The following is a 16085-nucleotide window of genomic DNA, read 5'->3' as shown; positions in this document are numbered from 1 at the left end:
GTAGGAATGTCGCTCCTGTCGTTGAGGTGCCAGTGTCCACCTCTACGGCATGGGAGGCTTCCGATTGGGACTGATTTTGATGAGCGAACGCGAGTTACAGCGTATCGAGGTGCTTTCAGGGGTTTTGGAACGGCGCATGAGGGTCGTGTCGGCGGCACGTGTTCTGGATCCGAGTGAACGCCAAGTGCAGCGCCTGATGAAGGCGTTCCGAGACGAAGGCGCTGCAGCACTTCGGCACAAGGCTCGAGGAAGACCACCGAACCATCGATATGTCGCCGGCGTCGGAGAGCTAGCGGTTTGGTTGGTTCAAGAACACTATTGCGATTTCGGGCCAACCCTGGCGGCTGAGAAGCTGGCGACGAATCACGGCCTGATTGTTTCGCGCGAGACCTTGCGCAAGTGGATGGTGGAAGCCGGGATCTGGCTGTCACGCAAGCAGCACCGGAGACGTTCCATCAGCCGAGATTGCGGCGAGAGTCATACGGCGAACTGGTCCAGATCGACGGCAGCGATCACCGTTGGTTCGAGGAGCGGAATGATCCTTGCACCCTGCTCGTCTTCATCGATGATGCGACGAGCAAGCTTCAGCAACTGCGCTTTGTGAAGTCGGAGAGCACATTCAGCTACTTTGAGGCGCTGGAGCTGTATCTGAAGGCGCACGGGTGCCCAGTGGCGTTCTATTCCGACAAGCACACAGTGTTTCGCGTCGCCAAGCAGGGTGCGAGGGCTGGCCGCGGCATGACGCAGTTCGGCCGGGCGCTGGCGGAACACAATATCGAGATCCTGTGCGCCAACTCAAGTCAGGCCAAAGGCCGGGTCGAGAGGGTCAATCGAACGCTGCAGGATCGGCTTGTGAAGGAACTGCGCCTCGCCGGCATATCGAACATCGAGGCGGCCAATGCGTTCCTGCCAGCCTTCATGGCTGACTTCAACGAGAGATTCGCCAAGTTCCTGCCCGACCGGACAATCTGCATCGCGCGCTGAATGTTGCCCCGGATCGTCTGCGTGATGTGCTGTGCAAGCGGGAACAGCATTATGTCGGCCAGCAGCTGTCGTTCTCCTACGAGCGCAGGCAAATCATTCTCGAGAAGAACGAGCTTTCGCGCGGGCTGGTCGGCAAATACGTCGATATCTACGAATTTGCCAACGGCCTGCTGAATGTTCGATGGAAAGCGTGCCCCCTGCCCTACACCGTTTTCGATAAGGAGCAACGCGTTACACACACGGCGGTCACCGAGAACAAAAGGCTCGGCGAAGTGCTGACCTGGATCAAGGCTCATACCGCGATCCCGAGCGTTGGGCGCAGGCGCCCTGCTGCGCGAGATGCTCAGGGCGCATCACCTGTCGGGCTGGGGCGCCGCCCGTCGCGCTCTCGAGCTTCAGCAAGAGGTCGAGGGCAGTGGCAGCGCCTAGGATCCGTTCTGCATCCGGGCGCGCAGATCGGTCTTCAGAACCTTGCCGTAGTTGTTCTTCGGCAGTTCAGGGACAAAGATGTAGCGCTTGGGTTTCTTGAACCTTGCAATCAGCGAGGTGCAGGTATCGTCCAGCTCGGTCATTTCGGGCTGGCCATCGCCGACAGGTACGACAAACGCCACAACGATTTCGCCCCATTCCGTGTCGGGCACGCCGATCACGGACACCTCGCTGACCCCGGGGTGGGTCAACAGCGCCTCTTCGACCTCGCGCGGGTAGATGTTGGATCCGCCCGAGATGACCAGATCTTTCGCGCGGTCATGCAGGAACAGGTAGCCCTGATTGTCCAGATGACCCAGATCGCCCGTCATCAGCCAGCCATCTCGGAGCGATTTTGCACTGGCTTCGGGATTCTCGAGATACCCCTGCATCACCTGTGGCCCGCGCACGGCGATCTCGCCGGCCTCGCCCGGCGGCAGCGGCGCGCCCCGGGCATCCAGGATGCGCAGCTCGGCCACCGCATGGGCGCGCCCGACCGAAGCCAGGCGCCTCTCCCAGCCCGGGGCATCGCGGTCGGAGATGTCGGCGCGGCTGAGCGCGGTGATGGTCATTGGCGCCTCGCCCTGGCCGTAAATCTGCACGAATTTCGGACCCATGACCGCCAGCGCATCCTTGATGTCCGCCAGATACATCGGCCCGCCGCCATAAACGATGGTCTTGATGCCTTCGCCCGTACCGCCACCCGCGCGGGCATGGTCCACCATGCGCTTGACCATGGTCGGCGCGGCGAACATCGACACGTTGCCCAGCGTCTGCGCCAAAGCGAAGATCTCTGCCGGATCGAAGCCGCCGCTCTCGGGCACCACGTGGCGCGCGCCGCGCAGGACATGGACGAAATTGTACAGCCCCGCCCCGTGCGACAGCGGCGCGGCGTAGAGCGCGGCATCGCCCGCCGCGACCTCGTCGACATCGGCGAAATAGCTCAGCGACATGGCCATCAGGTTGCCGCAGCTGAGGATCGCACCCTTGGGCCGCCCGGTGGTGCCGGAGGTGTAGAAAAGCCAGGCCGGATCCTCGACCTGCATCGGCGCGGGCGCTGCCAGCGGCGGCGTGGCGCGCAGCGCCGCCATCTCCTCCCCTCCGGGCGCCAGGCAGGGCACGCCCGCGATGTCGCCGGTGGCGCGCAGGGCCTGCGGGTCCTTGGCAAAGACCAGACGGGCGTCGGAATGGGCCACGATCCAGGCGGCCTCCCTGGCGTGCAGCTTGCCGTTCACCGGCACCGCCGTCGCCCCGGCGTAGAGGATGCCGTAGAAGATCGGCAGGTAATCGATGGAATTGGGCATGAACAGCGCCACCCGGTCCCCCGGGCCGATGCCGCGGGCCACAAGCCCCGCGCCGATGGCCGCCGCATCCCGGGAGAAGGCGCCGTAATCGGCCACCAGCTTGTCACCCAGAAACAGAGCCGGGGCGTCGGGGGTCACGCGCGCGATCCGCGCCAGCCACTCCGCCGGGTTCATTTCACCGCCTCCAGGATGGAGCAGTAGTTCGCCACGCCGGAGCCGCCCATGTTGAAGACCATCCCCAGATCGGCGCGTTCGGCCTGCATCTCATCGGCGGTGCCGGTGACCTGCCGCGCGGCCATCACATGCATCGACACGCCGGTGGCGCCCACCGGGTGGCCCTTGGCCTTGAGCCCGCCGGAGAGATTCACCGGCATGCGCCCGCCCTTCATCACCGTGCCCTCGGCGACGGCCCGGGCGCCCTGCCCCTTGGGCGTCAGGCCCATGGCCTCGTAGATCATCAGCTCGGCGATGGTGAAGCAATCGTGCACCTCGGCGAAACCGATATCCCCGAGGCCCACCCCGGCCTGATCAAAGGCGCGCTCGAACGCCACGCGGGGGCCGGTCAGCTCGGTCATGTCGCGGCGCGACATGGGCAGCACGTCATTCACCTGCGCCGCGGCACGGAAGGTGACGGCGCGGGGGAATGACCCGGCCAGCTCGGGCGCGACGATCACCAGCGCGGCGGCTCCGTCGGTGATCAGCGAGCAATCGGTCATGCGCAGCGGCGCGGCGATCATCGGGTTCTTCTCCGAGATCGTGTTGCAAAAGTCCTGCGTCACCACTTTCTGCATATGTGCCAAGGGGTTGGCCATGGCATTGGCATGGTTCTTCACCGCGATACGGGCCAGCGTCCGGGACTGGTCGCCGTAGCTCTGGAAGTACTGCCCGGCGATCCGCGCGAAGATCTGCGGGAAGGACACCCCCGCTTCTTCCTTCTGGTAGGACGCCCCGGACAGCGCCTTGGTCACCCCGGCGGTGTCGAGGTCGGTCATCTTCTCGGCCCCGACCACTAGGGCGATCCTGGCCTCGCCCGCGCGGATGGCGTTCAGCGCCGACCAGATGGCGGCAGAGCCCGAGGCGCAGGCGTTCTCGCAGCGGGTCGCGGGGGTGAAGCGCAGCGCGTCATCCAGCCCCAGCACCAGCGAAGAGGGAAAGCCGTCGGGCACAAGCCCCGAGTTGAAATGCCCCAGCCAGACACCGTCGACATCACCGGGCGCCACGCCAGCGTGATCCAGCGCCTCCCGCGCGGCGGCCTGTATCAGCTCCTCCAGCCCCTGATCCTTCAGCGCGCCGAATTTGGTGTGGCCCCAGCCAGCAATACATGGTTGCATGTGATCCTCCCTTTGGCGCCGGATCCTATCCCTGCCGCGGCGCGCGGGTAGTCCGCAAAGTTACCTAATCCGGAACCCACCGATGACCGGCCAGATCGCAGACAGCGCCATTTTCGACCATGCGCCCGTCGGGCTGGTCTACACCGAGAACCGCCAGATGCTGCGGCTGAACGCCCGCTTCGCGGCGATCTTCGGCTACGAGGTGGCCGAGCTGGAGGGCGCCTCGCTGGCGCTGCTCTATCCGTCTCCGGACGACTTCACCCAGACCGGCGCGCACTGGACGCGCGAGCTGGGTCAGCATGGCGATTACGCCGATGAACGGATCATGCGCCGCAAGGATGGCGCGCTGTTCTGGTGCCGGGTGCGGGGCCAGGCGCTGGACCCCGCCGCGCCCCTGGCCCGCGCCGTCTGGAGCTTTGCCGATCTGTCGCGCGAACGCCCCGTGGCCGCCCTGTCGCGCCGCGAACGGCAGGTCGGCGTGCTGCTGGTCGAGGGACTGACGGCAAAGGAAATCGCCCGGCGGCTCGAGATCTCGCCGCGCACGGTGCATGTCCACAAGAACCGGCTGATGACCCGGTTCGGCGTGCGCAATTCGCTGGAACTGGTGCGCTGCCTGACCTCGATGCCGCTCTAGGCAGGGCCTTCAGGGCAGTCGGATCCCCTTCAGCGTGCGGGCGCAATGATCCGCGCCCAGCTCGCGCGCGATGGCGGCGTAGATCTCTTCCGCATAGGGGGCAAAGCGGTCTTCCATGCGGTAGATCGGCCCGGCCACGGTGACCGAGAAGACCCGGCTGCCCAGCACGATCGGCACCGCCACCCCACCCAGGTCGGGCGAAAAGTAGGAGGCGGACTTGAACCAGCCGCGCTCGGCGGCCTCGGCCATCTGCTGGCGCACCTCCTCGATGCTGCGCGCGGCATTGCGGCCCCAGTTGCCGTAGGAAGCCTTGCGCAACAGAATCTCCCGGTCGCGCTCGGGCATCTGCGACATCAGGGCCTGCCCCGACGCGGTGATGTGGATCGGCACCCGGTTGCCGACCTGCGCCGCGTAGCGCACCGCCGCAAGGGATTCGACCACCGCCAGGAAGACCGCGTAAAGCCCCGAGGGGGCCGAGATCCAGGCCGTTTCCCCCGTCCGCTTGCCCAGGTCGACGATGATGTTGCGCAGCGCTTCGGGCAGCGGTTCGCCATCGGAAAAGGCCTGGCCAAGCTGGGTCCAGCGCGAGGACGGGTAGTAGCCGCCACGCGCCTTCGGCTCGTAGAGATATCCGGCATATGACAGTGTTATCAGGATGTTATGGGCGCTCGACCGGGGCCATCCGAAATCGCGCGCGATGTCGGCCAATGTCGCAGGCTCCTGCCGCTCGGCAAAATATTCCAGAAGCGCGATGAGGTTTTCGATCTGTCTGACTGCCATGAATGTTTCTGCCTTCAACTGATACGCGAATGAAAGTCCGAAGTTGACAAGGTACGACGGCTTGGCGTTAGTTGTCCTCAATGTTGATGTATTTGTCCATATATATGTACAAATATAGGGAGGAGACGACAAGATGGGACCGCTGGAGGGGATACGTGTCCTCGACCTCAGCTCTGTTCTGATGGGGCCTTACGCGACGCAGATCCTGGGCGATTATGGCGCCGAGGTGATCAAGGTCGAGGCGCCGACAGGGGATCTCGTCCGGGAAATCCGGCCCGCCCGGCACGAGGGGATGGGGGCGATCTACCTCAACTCCAACCGCTCGAAGGACAGCATCGTGCTGAACCTGAAGACGGAGGCGGGGCGCGCGGCGCTGTTGCGCATGGTGGCCGACAGCGATGTCCTGCTGACCAACGTGCGCCCGCGCAAGATGGATCGCCTGGGGCTGACCTGGGAGGTGCTGAGCGAGGCCAACCCGCGGCTGATCTACGCCGCGCTGGTCGGCTTCGACCAGACCGGGCCCTATGCCGCGCGGCCTGCCTATGACGACCTGATCCAGGGCGGCGCCTGCATTCCCTACGCTTTCCAGCGCGCAGGCCAGGCCCCCGCCTATGTTCCCTCCGCCATCGCCGATCGCATCGTCGGCATGTCGGCCGTCAACGGCGTGCTGGCGGCGATCATCGAACGCGCCCGCTCCGGCCGGGGGCAGAAGATCGAAGTGCCGATGTTCGAGACCATGCTGTCGATGATCCTGGCCGACCACATGCAGGGGCTGACCTTCGAGCCGCCGCTGGACGCGGGCGGTTACCGCCGCCACCTGTCGCCCGACCGCCGCCCCTACCAGACCAAGGACGGCTATGTCTGCGCCCTGATCTACAACGACGGCCACTGGGAACGCTTCTTCCGCGAGCTGGGCCGTCCCGATATGCCCGCCTCCGACCCCCGCTATGTCAGCTTTGCCGCCCGGATGGAGCATATCGACGAGGTCTATGCCGAGCTGGGCGAGCTGATGAAGACGCGCACCACCGACGAGTGGCTGGCGCTGTTCGACCGCGCCGACGTGCCCGCCATGCCGATGCACAGCTTCGAATCCGCGCTGGAGGATCCGCACCTGCGCGAGACCGGCTTTTTCGAGGAATTCGACCATCCGACCGAAGGCCGCCTGCGCCAGATGGCGGTGCCGACGCGCTTTTCGCGCACCCCGGCCCGGCCCGAGAAACCCGCGCCCCGCCTCGGGGCGGACGGAGAGGCGGTGCTGACCCGGATGGGGTTCAGCGACACCGATATTGCCGCGCTTGTAGACGCGGGCGCCGTGACACTACCGAAGAGGGCCTGAGATGGATTTTACGCTGACCGAGGATCAACAGGCGATCAAGGCCGCGATCGAGCGCATCTGCGACAGGTTCGGGGACGACTACTGGCTGAGGAAGGACCGCGACGGCGGCTTCCCCGATGACTTCTACGAGGCGCTGGCCAGCGAGGGCTGGCTGGGCATCTGCACCGCCGAGGCCCAGGGCGGCGCCGGTCTGGGCGTCGCCGAGGCGGCGATCATGATGCGCACCATCGCCGAAAGCGGCGCGGGCCTGTCGGGCGCCTCGGCGGTGCATATCAATATCTTCGGGCTGAAGCCGGTCGATATCTTCGGCACCGAGGACCAGAAGGCACGGATGATCCTCCCCATGGCCGAGGGCCGGGAAAAGGCCTGTTTCGGGGTGACCGAACCCAATACCGGGCTCAACACCACCCAGTTGAAGCTGCGCGCCGAGAAACGCGGCGACCGCTACGTGGTGAACGGTCAGAAGGTCTGGATCTCCACCGCGCAGGTGGCCGACAACATCCTGCTGCTGGCACGCACCACGCCGCTGGAGGAGGTCAGCAAGCCGACGCAGGGCCTGTCGCTCTTCTACACCCCCTTCGACCGGGAGCGGATCAAGGTGTCGGTGATCGAGAAGATGGGCCGCAAGGCGGTGGATTCCAACGAGCTGTTCTTCGAGGATTTCGAGATCCCCGAGACCGACCGCATCGGCGAAGAGGGCGAGGGCTTCCGCATGATCCTGCAAGGCATGAACCCCGAGCGGATCCTGATCGCCGCCGAGGCCGTGGGCCTGGGCTTTGCCGCCCTGCGCAAGGCCACGGGCTATGCCAAGGAACGCAATGTCTTCAACCGGCCCATCGGGCAGAACCAGGCGATCCAGCATCCCCTGGCGATCTGCCAGTCGGAACTCGAGGCGGCCTGGCTGCTGACCATGAAGGCCGCCTGGGAATACGACAACGGCCTGCCCTGCGGCGCCTCGGCCAACATGGCAAAATACCTCGCCGGCGAGGCCGGTTTCAACGCCTGTCAGCAGGCGGTGATGACACACGGCGGCTTTGGCTATGCCAAGGAATACCACGTCGAACGCTACCTGCGCGAAAGCCTGATCCCGCGGATCGCCCCGATCTCTCCCCAACTCGCACTGTGCTATATCGCAGAGCGCGTGCTGGGCCTGCCGAAGTCGTATTAAAGGACAAGAAGATGGCCGGACTCTGGTTCGAAGAATTCCACCAAGGACAGCATTTCCGCCACGAGCTGACACGCACGGTGACGGAATCTGACAACATCACCTTCTCGCTGATGTCGATGAACCCGCAGCCCCTGCATATCGACGCGCATTTCTCCAAGTCGACGGAATGGGGCCAGCCGCTGTTCAACTCGATGTTCACCTTCGCCATCATGGTGGGGATGACGGTACAGGACACCACCCTGGGGACCACCGTCGGCAACCTCGGCTTTTCCGAGGTGACCTTTCCCGCGCCGGTGTTCAACGGCGACACCCTGCGGTCGGAAACCACCGTGCTGTCGGTGCGCCCGTCGAAATCGCGCCCCACGCAGGGCCTGGTCGAGTTCGAGCATATCTGCCTGAAGCAGGACGACACCGTGGTCGCCCGCTGCAAGCGCATGGCACTGATGCGGATGCGACCGGAGGCGGCGTGATGCGGTCCTTCCTCTTCGTCCCCGGCGACAGCCGGCGTAAGTTCGACAAGGCCGTCGCCGGTGAGGCAGACGCGCTGATCCTCGACCTGGAGGACAGTGTCGCCCTGCCCGCCAAGGAGGAGGCGCGGCAGACGGTCGGCCAGATGCTGGCGGGCGAGCGGAACGGCAAGGCCCTGTTCGTGCGGATCAACGCGCTGGACACCGGGTTGACCCTGACCGATCTGTCCGCCGTCATGCCGCATCGCCCCGACGGGATCGTCCTTCCGAAATGCGAAGGCCCCGCCGATCTGGACCGGGTGGCGCATTACCTGGCCGCCTTCGAAGCCACCCATGGCCTGGCGCCGGTGCGCATCCTGGCCATCGCGACGGAAACCGCCGCCTCGCTCTTCACCATCGGCGACTATGCCGGCGCGGATGAGCGGCTCTGGGGCATGATGTGGGGCGCCGAGGATCTGGCGGCCTCGCTGGGGGCGCAGGAAAACGGCGCCAGACAAGGCTATCACGAGCCTTTCCGCCTGGCGCGCAACCTTTGCCTCGCGGGCGCGGCGGCGGCGGGCGTCGTGCCCGTCGACAGCATCTGTGCCGTCCTCGATGACCTGTCGGTGGTCGAGACGGAGGCGCGCGAGGCGCGTCGCGACGGCTTCGGCGCCAAGGCGGTGATCCATCCAAAACATGTGGCGGCGGTCAACACCGTCTTCACCCCGGGCGAGGCAGAGTTGGCCTGGGCCAGGAAGGTGCTGGACGCCTTCGCCGCCGATCCCGCCGCCGGGGTCGTGCGCATCGACGGCCAGATGATCGACAAGCCCCATGAACGGGCGGCGCGCAAGATCATGGCGATGGCCGGACAGACGGGCTGAGGAGAGGAGACCATGGCCGCACCGGGAGGAAACCAAGAACCACTGAACGCGCTATCCGCCGGACTGACGCGTCTGGAAGGCGCGCTGGTCACGCTGTCGGCGCTGGCGATGGCGGCGATCATGTGCATCGTCATGCTGGACGTGATCCTGCGCTACGTCTTCGCCGCCCCGCTGATCTGGTCGTTTGACCTGATCGGCCTCTACCTGGTCGGGGCGGTCTTCTTCTTCGCCCTGTCGGACACGATGCACAATCACGGCCATATCGCGCTGGATGTCTTCGTGCCGCTGATCCCGCACCGCCTGCGCCACGCGGGCCAGGCCCTAGGCTTCGGCGCCGGGACGGTGCTGCTGGCGGCGATCGCCTGGCTGGAATTCTGGCAGGCGGAAGAGGCGTTCATGGCCGATGACCGCATCGCCGGCGTCGTGCCCTTCCAGATATGGGTGGCCCATGCGGTGCTGGCCCTCGGCATGGGGGTGCTGGTGCTGCGCTGCCTTTACCGGGCGCTCTTTCACACGGCCTCGGCCGCGTCCGGCCGCGACATGGTCGAAACGCCCCCGCCGCCGGTCACCGCGCGGCCGACGACGGAGCCCACAGAATGACCGTGACCATCGCCCTTGTCGTTCTCGTCGCCATGCTGGTCTTCGGCCTGCCGGTCGCCTTGGCCATGGGCGTCTCCGGCGCCGTCGGCCTCTACCTCTTCGGCGGCTGGCCGATCCTGCGCGGCATCCTGAAGACGACGCCGCTGTCGACCGCCAATGACTACGAGATCATCACCATTCCGATGTTCCTGCTGATGGCGGAATTCGTCATCATCTCGGGCGTGGCCAACGACCTGTTCCGCGCCGCGACCGTCTGGGTCGGGCGGCTGCGTGGCGGGGTCGCCATGGCCACCGCCCTGGCGGGCGCGGGGTTCGGCGCCATCTCGGGCTCTTCGACCGCCGCGGCGGCCACCCTGGCCTCGACCTCGATCCCGGCGATGCTGAAGGAAGGCTACGAGCCGAAGCTGGCCTGCGGCGTGGTCGCCATCTCGGGCACGCTGGCCATGCTGATTCCGCCGTCGATCGCGCTGATCCTCTACGGGATCATCGCCGACATCCCGATCGGGGCGCTGCTGGTCGGCGGCGTGATCCCTGGCATCATCGTCACCCTGACCATCATCCTGACCATCGCCTATCTGGTCTGGCGCGACCCGGAATCGGCACCGGCCGGCCAATCCTATTCCTTCGGTCAGAAACTCGCCTCGCTGAAGCGGGTCTGGCTGGTGCTGGTGCTGTTCTTTGCCGTCACCGGCACGATCTATTCCGGCATCGCCACCCCCACCGAGGCCTCGGGCATCGGCGCTTTCTGCGCCATGCTGATCGCCGCCTGGGAACGCCAGCTGACCCCTGCCAATGCCCTGCGCGCCCTGCGCTCGGCGGCGCAGACGACCTGCATGGTGCTGTTCATCATCATGGGCGCGCATATCTTCGGATACTTCTTCACCCTGACCCGGGTGACAAACGACCTCACCATGTGGGTCGGTGGGCTGGAGACCTCTCGCTGGGTGATCCTGGCGGTGATCCTGCTGGGCTATCTGATCCTGGGCTTCTTCATGGACCAGATCGCGATCCTGATCCTGACCGTGCCCGTGGTCCTGCCGCTGGTGCTGCAACTGGGCTACGATCCGATCTGGTTCGGTGTGCTGGTCGTGGTGACCGCCGAGGTCGGCATGGTCACGCCGCCGCTTGGGATGAACGTCTTCGTGGTCGCCCGCTACACCGGCCGACCGCTGGGAGAGCTGTTTCGCGGTGTCGCCCCGCATGTCTGGGCGCATCTCATCGTCATCGCCCTGCTCGCCGCATTCCCGGCGATCACACTGTGGCTGCCATCCACGATGCAGTAGCCACGTCACCTGTTCGACTGAGGAGGAAACGAACAATGACCAAGACAAAGACGATCCGGAGGGGCCTTCTGGCCGCCCTGCTGCTGACCACCACCACCGCGCCGCTGGCCGCCCAGGACGTGACCCTGCGCCTGGCCGACAGCCTGCCCGTGGGCCACTACATGACCACCGGGGTCGGCCAGCCGCTGATGGACGGCACGGTAGAGGCGACCGACGGCGCCGTGGCCTTCCAACACTTCCCGGCGCAACAGCTGGGCAAGGCCAAGGACATGTTGTCGCTGGTGCAATCCGGCGTCGCCGACATCGCCTATGTGGGCGCCTCCTATTCCGCCGACAAGCTGCCGCTGAGCTCGGTCGCGGAGCTTCCCGAGGCCTTCACCACCTCGTGCCAGGGCACCCTGGCCTTCTGGGAGCTCGCCAAGCCCGGCGGCGCGCTGGACCAGGCCGAACTGGCCCCCGAGGGCGTCCGCGCCCTGGCTGTGCTGGTCCTGCCGCCCTATCAGCTGTTCTCGGCCAAGGCCTTCACCGGCCTGGACGAGATCGCGGGCTGGAAGGTCCGCGTGACCGGTGCGCCGAAGATCGCCGGAATCCAGAAGCTGGGCGGCGTGCCTGTGTCGATCTCCAGCCCGGAAACCCGCGAGGCGCTGTCGCGCGGCACCGTGGATGCGATCGCCTTCCCCATCGGGTCGATCAAGCCCTATGACCTTGCCCCGCACATCGCGACGGCCACACAGGGCACCAACTTTGGCTCCTTCGTTGCGACATGGATGATCAGTCAGGAAAAATACGACAGCCTGCCTGAAGGCGTGCAGCAGGCGCTGACCGAAGCAGGCGAAGCGGCCACGAAGAACGGCTGTGAAGCGACCGATGCCGCGGCCAGTGCCGACAAGGACTTCGTCGCGGATCAGGGCGTGGACTTCGTCGACCTCCCGGCAGAGGACATGGCCAAGCTGGAAGACTTGATGGCCGATGTCGGTGACGAGTGGGCCGCCGATCTGGATGCCCGCGGCAAGCCCGGCACCGAAATCCTGCAAGCCTTCCGCGCAGCCCTGCGCGACGACATGTAAGCCGGCAGCCTGAAACATGGTAGAACGACCGTGAGGGGCGTCCGAAAGGGCGCCCCTTCCGGATCTGTTGCACCCTCCGCCGCGATGGTGTGCCGGCGGGGGCGCGTTGCCGATTGGAGTGCGCCCCTGCGGATGGACATTCTCAGGCGGCGGTTGTTGTAGGCCTCGATGAACCGGGGCAGGCCGGTGGCGACGTCGTCGAACGACTCATACTCTATAAGATAAGCGTCCTCCACCTTCAGTGTCTTCATGAAGCTCTCGGCCTTTGCGTTGTCGTACGGTTGCCGCGGCGGCTCATAGATCCGAAGAAGCCCTGTTCGGCAAGAATGCCTCGATGCAGCTCCGACGCGTACTGGGATCCGCGGTCCGTGTGGAACACGCAGCCGGGCAAGGGACGCCGCTCCGCGATCGCGCTGCGGAGCGCCCTCGCCGCTAGGCGGGCGTCGATGCTGCGGCTGATGGCACAGCCGACAACACGGCGCGACCACGCGTCCAGGATCAGCGCGGCATAAACGAAGCCTCCGGCGATGGTGATGTAAGTCAGGTCAGCTACCCAGAGCTGGTCCGGACCGTAAACCTCGAATTCCCTGGCAATGAAAGGAAAGATCGGGCCGCCATGGTCGCTGTCTGTTGTGCGGGTGGTGCGCCGCCTCCGCCGCGTGCTCGATGCTGGCAGCGTTCAGCATCCCATCGGCGCCTGCAAATCTCCGGACGGCGGTTCGTCGTCTATTTCCCGAGGATCGTCATTAGCGTCACGATAGCGTCCTATAGGCTTTGGGGTTGAACCGAGTGGGCGCCCGCTGCTTACTCGTCCGTTCGTCGCCCTCCTCGTCCATCTAATCTTGCGATTTCTGACGGACCGATCGGCGTTCGTCATTGTTACACCCGTAAAAGAAGTGCCACGAAATATGCGACGATCCCTCGCTGAAACTTCAGTGCGAGAGGTCGAAAATGGGCAAAAAAGTGGCGCTTGTCACGCGGCACTGCCACACCGCGTCTCCAAGACATAGAAAATTTGCACGCGTTAAGATGCGTTGTCACAAAATTTCGTGAGCGATCTGCATCCATTGGAATCAAAGGGTTTCCTGACGTTTACGTAAGTGAAAGACAGGCGCCGCACAGGCCATTTCGGCCACCAGACATCCAACCGGTTGGCTCTTCTGCAGGCTCCATGGGACGGCAGAGATAACCGCCAACCGCTTGAATGCCGAGGATTGTCGTTAACGATTTTGGTTCGCGTAAAAAAACGATGCGCCGCAGCATAGGGCGGCGTGTCAATCCGCGCTCGCGTCGTCAGAGCGGCCGTACAAACATACACACAAGAGGAGAATGTCTCTTCAAGGATATGTTTGTGTGAAAATGTTTCATAATCCGTGACTCGGTCGCTGCTCAATTTGGTCAAAATTCGTCTTAGTCTAAATCGTGTTTTCAGTACCAAATTATATATCAAGACTTTTAGATGGATCATACGAATGTCGTCTTACTATGTGAAAGATGAAAAATATAATCGTATGAAGACTGCAGTGGGTGTTACAACTGTCACAGCTGCTGTCATTGCTGCCCAGGTATGTATTTACCGGTCGGCTTTATTTGAAGAAGACCCCATCTCGAAAGTCTCAACGACAGCAGGCGGCGTGTTGAAAGGCCCGCCGCCTGCCTCTTCTCCGAAAGGTTTCAGAGCCGGAAGCGTCAAAATACCGTCGGCAATCGCCGCGCAGCAGATCCCGATCGATATGGGCTCCGCAATCGCGCTAGCGACTACCGAACGCGATGGCTCCCGAGAAGACCCGGCCGTGACGGCCACAGAGGCGGCAGCCCCTCCCCAGACGTCCCCCGTCACCGCCCTGGCCACGGCCGGGTCGCTCCCCTTTTCGGCACGGCAGGATATTCCCGATATCCATATCCTCGTCGAGGCTGATGCCATCCTGTTCGATAAGGCGGATTCACCTGTCGTTCGCGTCGGTCCCCAGCCGGCAAGCTTTCGGGCGATCAGCCATCGCCCTCCTTCGCGGATCGACGCGCAGAAATTCGTTCCGGGCCAAGCCCTCGCCCGAGCCCTTACAGCATTGGGGCACAAGCCCCTCCGTAACGACCCGACCGTGACAGCTACAGAGGCGGTTGCCCCTCCCCCTGCCTCCCCCGTCGCCGCCCTGGCCACGGTCGGGTCGACCATCCGCGATTGGCATAAGCAGATCGCTCTGTTGGAAACCACTCGTCGAGAGCTGAAACTGCCGCATCCGCGTCGACTTGGTCAGCGCCTGTCGCAGAGCCAGCGAAAGATGCGCGATCTTGCCATCGCCGTTGGCCGTCGCTTCGCCAAGCGACCCGCCGTTGCGCGTGCTGATCTCAGCGAAGAGGGGTTCGTGGCGCTGTTTCTGAAGTTGATCCAGAGGGAAAGCAATTTCAATCCGCGGGCGGTTTCGCCTGTCGGTGCGCGCGGCCTCGGCCAGCTCATGCCGGCGACGGCGAAGATGCTGGGTGTCCGCAATTCCTTCGCTCCGCATCAGAACCTGACCGGCGCGGCCGCTTACCTCACCGACATGCTGGATCGGTTCGGCAAACCTGAACTGGCCCTTGCCGCTTACAATGCGGGACCCGGCAATGTCCGTAAATATAATGGCATTCCACCCTTTCACGAGACCCGGCAATATGTGTCAGACATCTTTCATGCGGTCAGTCATACGCCCAATCCGCCCTATCAAGTGATCGAGGACGGGTCGAACCGTCTCAGGGGCGATCATGCGCATGCCACGCTGCTGGCCTTCGACGAAGAGCAGGACGAGACACGAGCCGAAGCAAATGCGTTGCTGGAAAAGATGGCACGCCAGGAGCCGGTTCCGGTTGACGTGGAGCCCGCTCCGGCGCCGCGTGCGAAAGAAACGCTGCCAGAGACCAAGCGCAAAGCGGCCAAAGGTCGGGCTGCCGTGCCACAGCGACGCGCTGTGAAAAAACACGCGTCCGCCAAGAGTCTGAAGGTTTCGGTATCGCGGAATGCCACCCGGCAGGAGCGCGCTCTTGCCGTCATGAAGGCCCGCGCCCGCGCCAAGGCCGAGGCACGCAGACAAGCCGCCGAGGATGCACGAAAGGCGCGCCGCGCAAGAACCGCCAAACCAGCCAGCGAAAGCAGCCGGCAGGAGCGTCGTCTGGCGAAGATGCGAGCGCGCGCCGAAGCGCGGGCGGAGAAACGCCGGAGCGATCCGGACAAGGCGCGGGCGGCACGGGTTCGTGCGGACAAACGCGCGGCGAAGCGTCAGGCCCGGGCGCTGGAGCGCAAAAAGGCCATCGTCGCGGCAAGGGCTGAAAAGCGCCGCGCGGCAAAGAATCGGTAGGAGAACGGATGGAGGTACAGCTGCGATGAGTAACGGCAGAGCCCGCCGAAAATTTTTATAGTCGGAATATCGGGTTCGAATTGTTTTTTATTTTGAATATTGCAACGGAAAATTGAGCCATGGAAGATTTCATTCGTAATATCACCTCGCATAATGTCGTTTCAGTCTTGGGAATGACATTGTTGATCTCTGCGCTTCTGACGGAGCCAAGCGCCGCTCAGGATTTCTCCGGCATGGAGACGTTTCTGGAAGAGATCGTCGATCTCATTACGGGACCGATCGGCGTCGCCATTTCCGCCTTGGCCGTCATTGCGGTCGGTTTCTCCTTCATGACGGGCCGCATGGACTGGGTGTTCGCGGCCTCGATCGTCATCGGCATCGCGATCGTCTTCGGCGGCGCGACCTTCGTCGAGGGCCTGTCCGCCTCCTGACGACGGGCCTCACGCGGCTCACCGCCCCGCACCTCCAGGTGGC

Annotated in this window: 14 protein-coding genes and 2 pseudogenes; 11 read left to right on the top strand and 5 right to left on the bottom strand. The window is 64.4% G+C overall.

Translation table 11 applies throughout. The annotated features are described in order from the left end of the window. Positions 1-64: 64 nt before the first annotated feature. Positions 65-1275: pseudogene (locus D8780_RS15000) on the top strand (ISNCY family transposase); the annotation flags it as partial. Between the two features lie 134 nt (positions 1276-1409). On the opposite strand, the gene D8780_RS14995 reads toward D8780_RS15000, so the two are convergent. Together D8780_RS14995 and D8780_RS14990 are read right to left on the bottom strand one after the other, a co-directional pair. Next, a complete protein-coding gene (locus D8780_RS14995) occupies positions 1410-2930 on the bottom strand; it encodes an AMP-binding protein (protein ID WP_121646682.1) in 1521 nt (506 codons plus the stop codon). After that, entirely contained in the window at positions 2927-4087 is a 1161-nt protein-coding gene (locus D8780_RS14990) for an acetyl-CoA acetyltransferase (RefSeq protein ID WP_121646681.1), read from the bottom strand. The genes D8780_RS14995 and D8780_RS14990 overlap by 4 nt, the downstream gene beginning before the upstream one ends. Before the next feature lie 82 nt (positions 4088-4169). Here D8780_RS14990 and D8780_RS14985 point away from each other — a divergent pair, with 82 nt between their 5' ends. After that, positions 4170-4721, top strand: a complete 552-nt coding sequence (locus D8780_RS14985) for a helix-turn-helix transcriptional regulator (protein WP_199699661.1) — start codon at positions 4170-4172, stop codon at positions 4719-4721. A gap of 9 nt (positions 4722-4730) precedes the next feature. Here D8780_RS14985 and D8780_RS14980 read toward each other — a convergent pair whose 3' ends face one another. Then, on the bottom strand, positions 4731-5501 hold the full coding sequence (locus D8780_RS14980; RefSeq protein WP_121646680.1) for an IclR family transcriptional regulator: 771 nt from the start codon (positions 5499-5501) through the stop codon (positions 4731-4733). A 133-nt stretch (positions 5502-5634) separates the two neighbouring features. On the opposite strand from D8780_RS14980, the gene D8780_RS14975 reads away from it, so the two are divergent. Genes D8780_RS14975 through D8780_RS14945 form a run of 7 tightly spaced genes read left to right on the top strand, consistent with a single transcriptional unit; the run spans position 5635 to position 12282 of the window. Then, a complete protein-coding gene (locus tag D8780_RS14975) occupies positions 5635-6837 on the top strand; it encodes a CaiB/BaiF CoA transferase family protein (RefSeq protein WP_121646679.1) in 1203 nt (400 codons plus the stop codon). A gap of 1 nt (position 6838) precedes the next feature. Further along, the gene (locus D8780_RS14970) at positions 6839-8005 is read left to right on the top strand and encodes an acyl-CoA dehydrogenase family protein (RefSeq protein WP_121646678.1); all 1167 of its coding nucleotides are present in this window, start codon (positions 6839-6841) and stop codon (positions 8003-8005) included. An 11-nt stretch (positions 8006-8016) separates the two neighbouring features. Then, positions 8017-8475: a MaoC family dehydratase gene (locus D8780_RS14965; protein ID WP_121646677.1), complete on the top strand. Its 459-nt coding sequence runs from the start codon at positions 8017-8019 to the stop codon at positions 8473-8475. Next, positions 8475-9332 (top strand): HpcH/HpaI aldolase/citrate lyase family protein, encoded by an 858-nt coding sequence (locus D8780_RS14960; protein ID WP_121646676.1) that lies wholly within the window; start codon positions 8475-8477, stop codon positions 9330-9332. The genes D8780_RS14965 and D8780_RS14960 overlap by 1 nt, the downstream gene beginning before the upstream one ends. Positions 9333-9344: 12 nt before the next feature. Continuing rightward, positions 9345-9932, top strand: a complete 588-nt coding sequence (locus D8780_RS14955; RefSeq protein ID WP_121646675.1) for a TRAP transporter small permease — start codon at positions 9345-9347, stop codon at positions 9930-9932. Continuing rightward, the gene (locus tag D8780_RS14950; RefSeq protein WP_121646674.1) at positions 9929-11215 is read left to right on the top strand and encodes a TRAP transporter large permease; all 1287 of its coding nucleotides are present in this window, start codon (positions 9929-9931) and stop codon (positions 11213-11215) included. The genes D8780_RS14955 and D8780_RS14950 overlap by 4 nt, the downstream gene beginning before the upstream one ends. A 35-nt stretch (positions 11216-11250) precedes the next feature. After that, positions 11251-12282 (top strand): TRAP transporter substrate-binding protein, encoded by a 1032-nt coding sequence (locus tag D8780_RS14945; protein WP_121646673.1) that lies wholly within the window; start codon positions 11251-11253, stop codon positions 12280-12282. A gap of 140 nt (positions 12283-12422) precedes the next feature. Here the strand turns inward: D8780_RS14945 and D8780_RS16080 are convergent. Both D8780_RS16080 and D8780_RS16075 read right to left on the bottom strand, forming a co-directional pair. Beyond that, positions 12423-12584 (bottom strand): annotated as a pseudogene (locus D8780_RS16080) (integrase core domain-containing protein); the annotation flags it as partial. Beyond that, positions 12530-12877, bottom strand: coding sequence for a DDE-type integrase/transposase/recombinase (locus D8780_RS16075; protein ID WP_425373657.1), 348 nt, complete (start codon positions 12875-12877; stop codon positions 12530-12532). The gene D8780_RS16075 and the pseudogene D8780_RS16080, both read right to left, overlap by 55 nt. A gap of 1198 nt (positions 12878-14075) precedes the next feature. Between D8780_RS16075 and D8780_RS15960 the strand changes: the two genes are divergently transcribed. After that, positions 14076-15611, top strand: coding sequence for a lytic transglycosylase domain-containing protein (locus D8780_RS15960; protein ID WP_245412428.1), 1536 nt, complete (start codon positions 14076-14078; stop codon positions 15609-15611). Between the two features lie 119 nt (positions 15612-15730). After that, entirely contained in the window at positions 15731-16042 is a 312-nt protein-coding gene (locus tag D8780_RS14925) for a TrbC/VirB2 family protein (protein ID WP_121646671.1), read from the top strand. Positions 16043-16085: the final 43 nt, after the last annotated feature.

Origin of the sequence: Notoacmeibacter ruber, assembly GCF_003668555.1 — a bacterium.
GTDB classification, from domain to species: domain Bacteria; phylum Pseudomonadota; class Alphaproteobacteria; order Rhizobiales; family Rhizobiaceae; genus Notoacmeibacter; species Notoacmeibacter ruber.
This window is presented reverse-complemented; position numbering and strand designations above follow the sequence as displayed.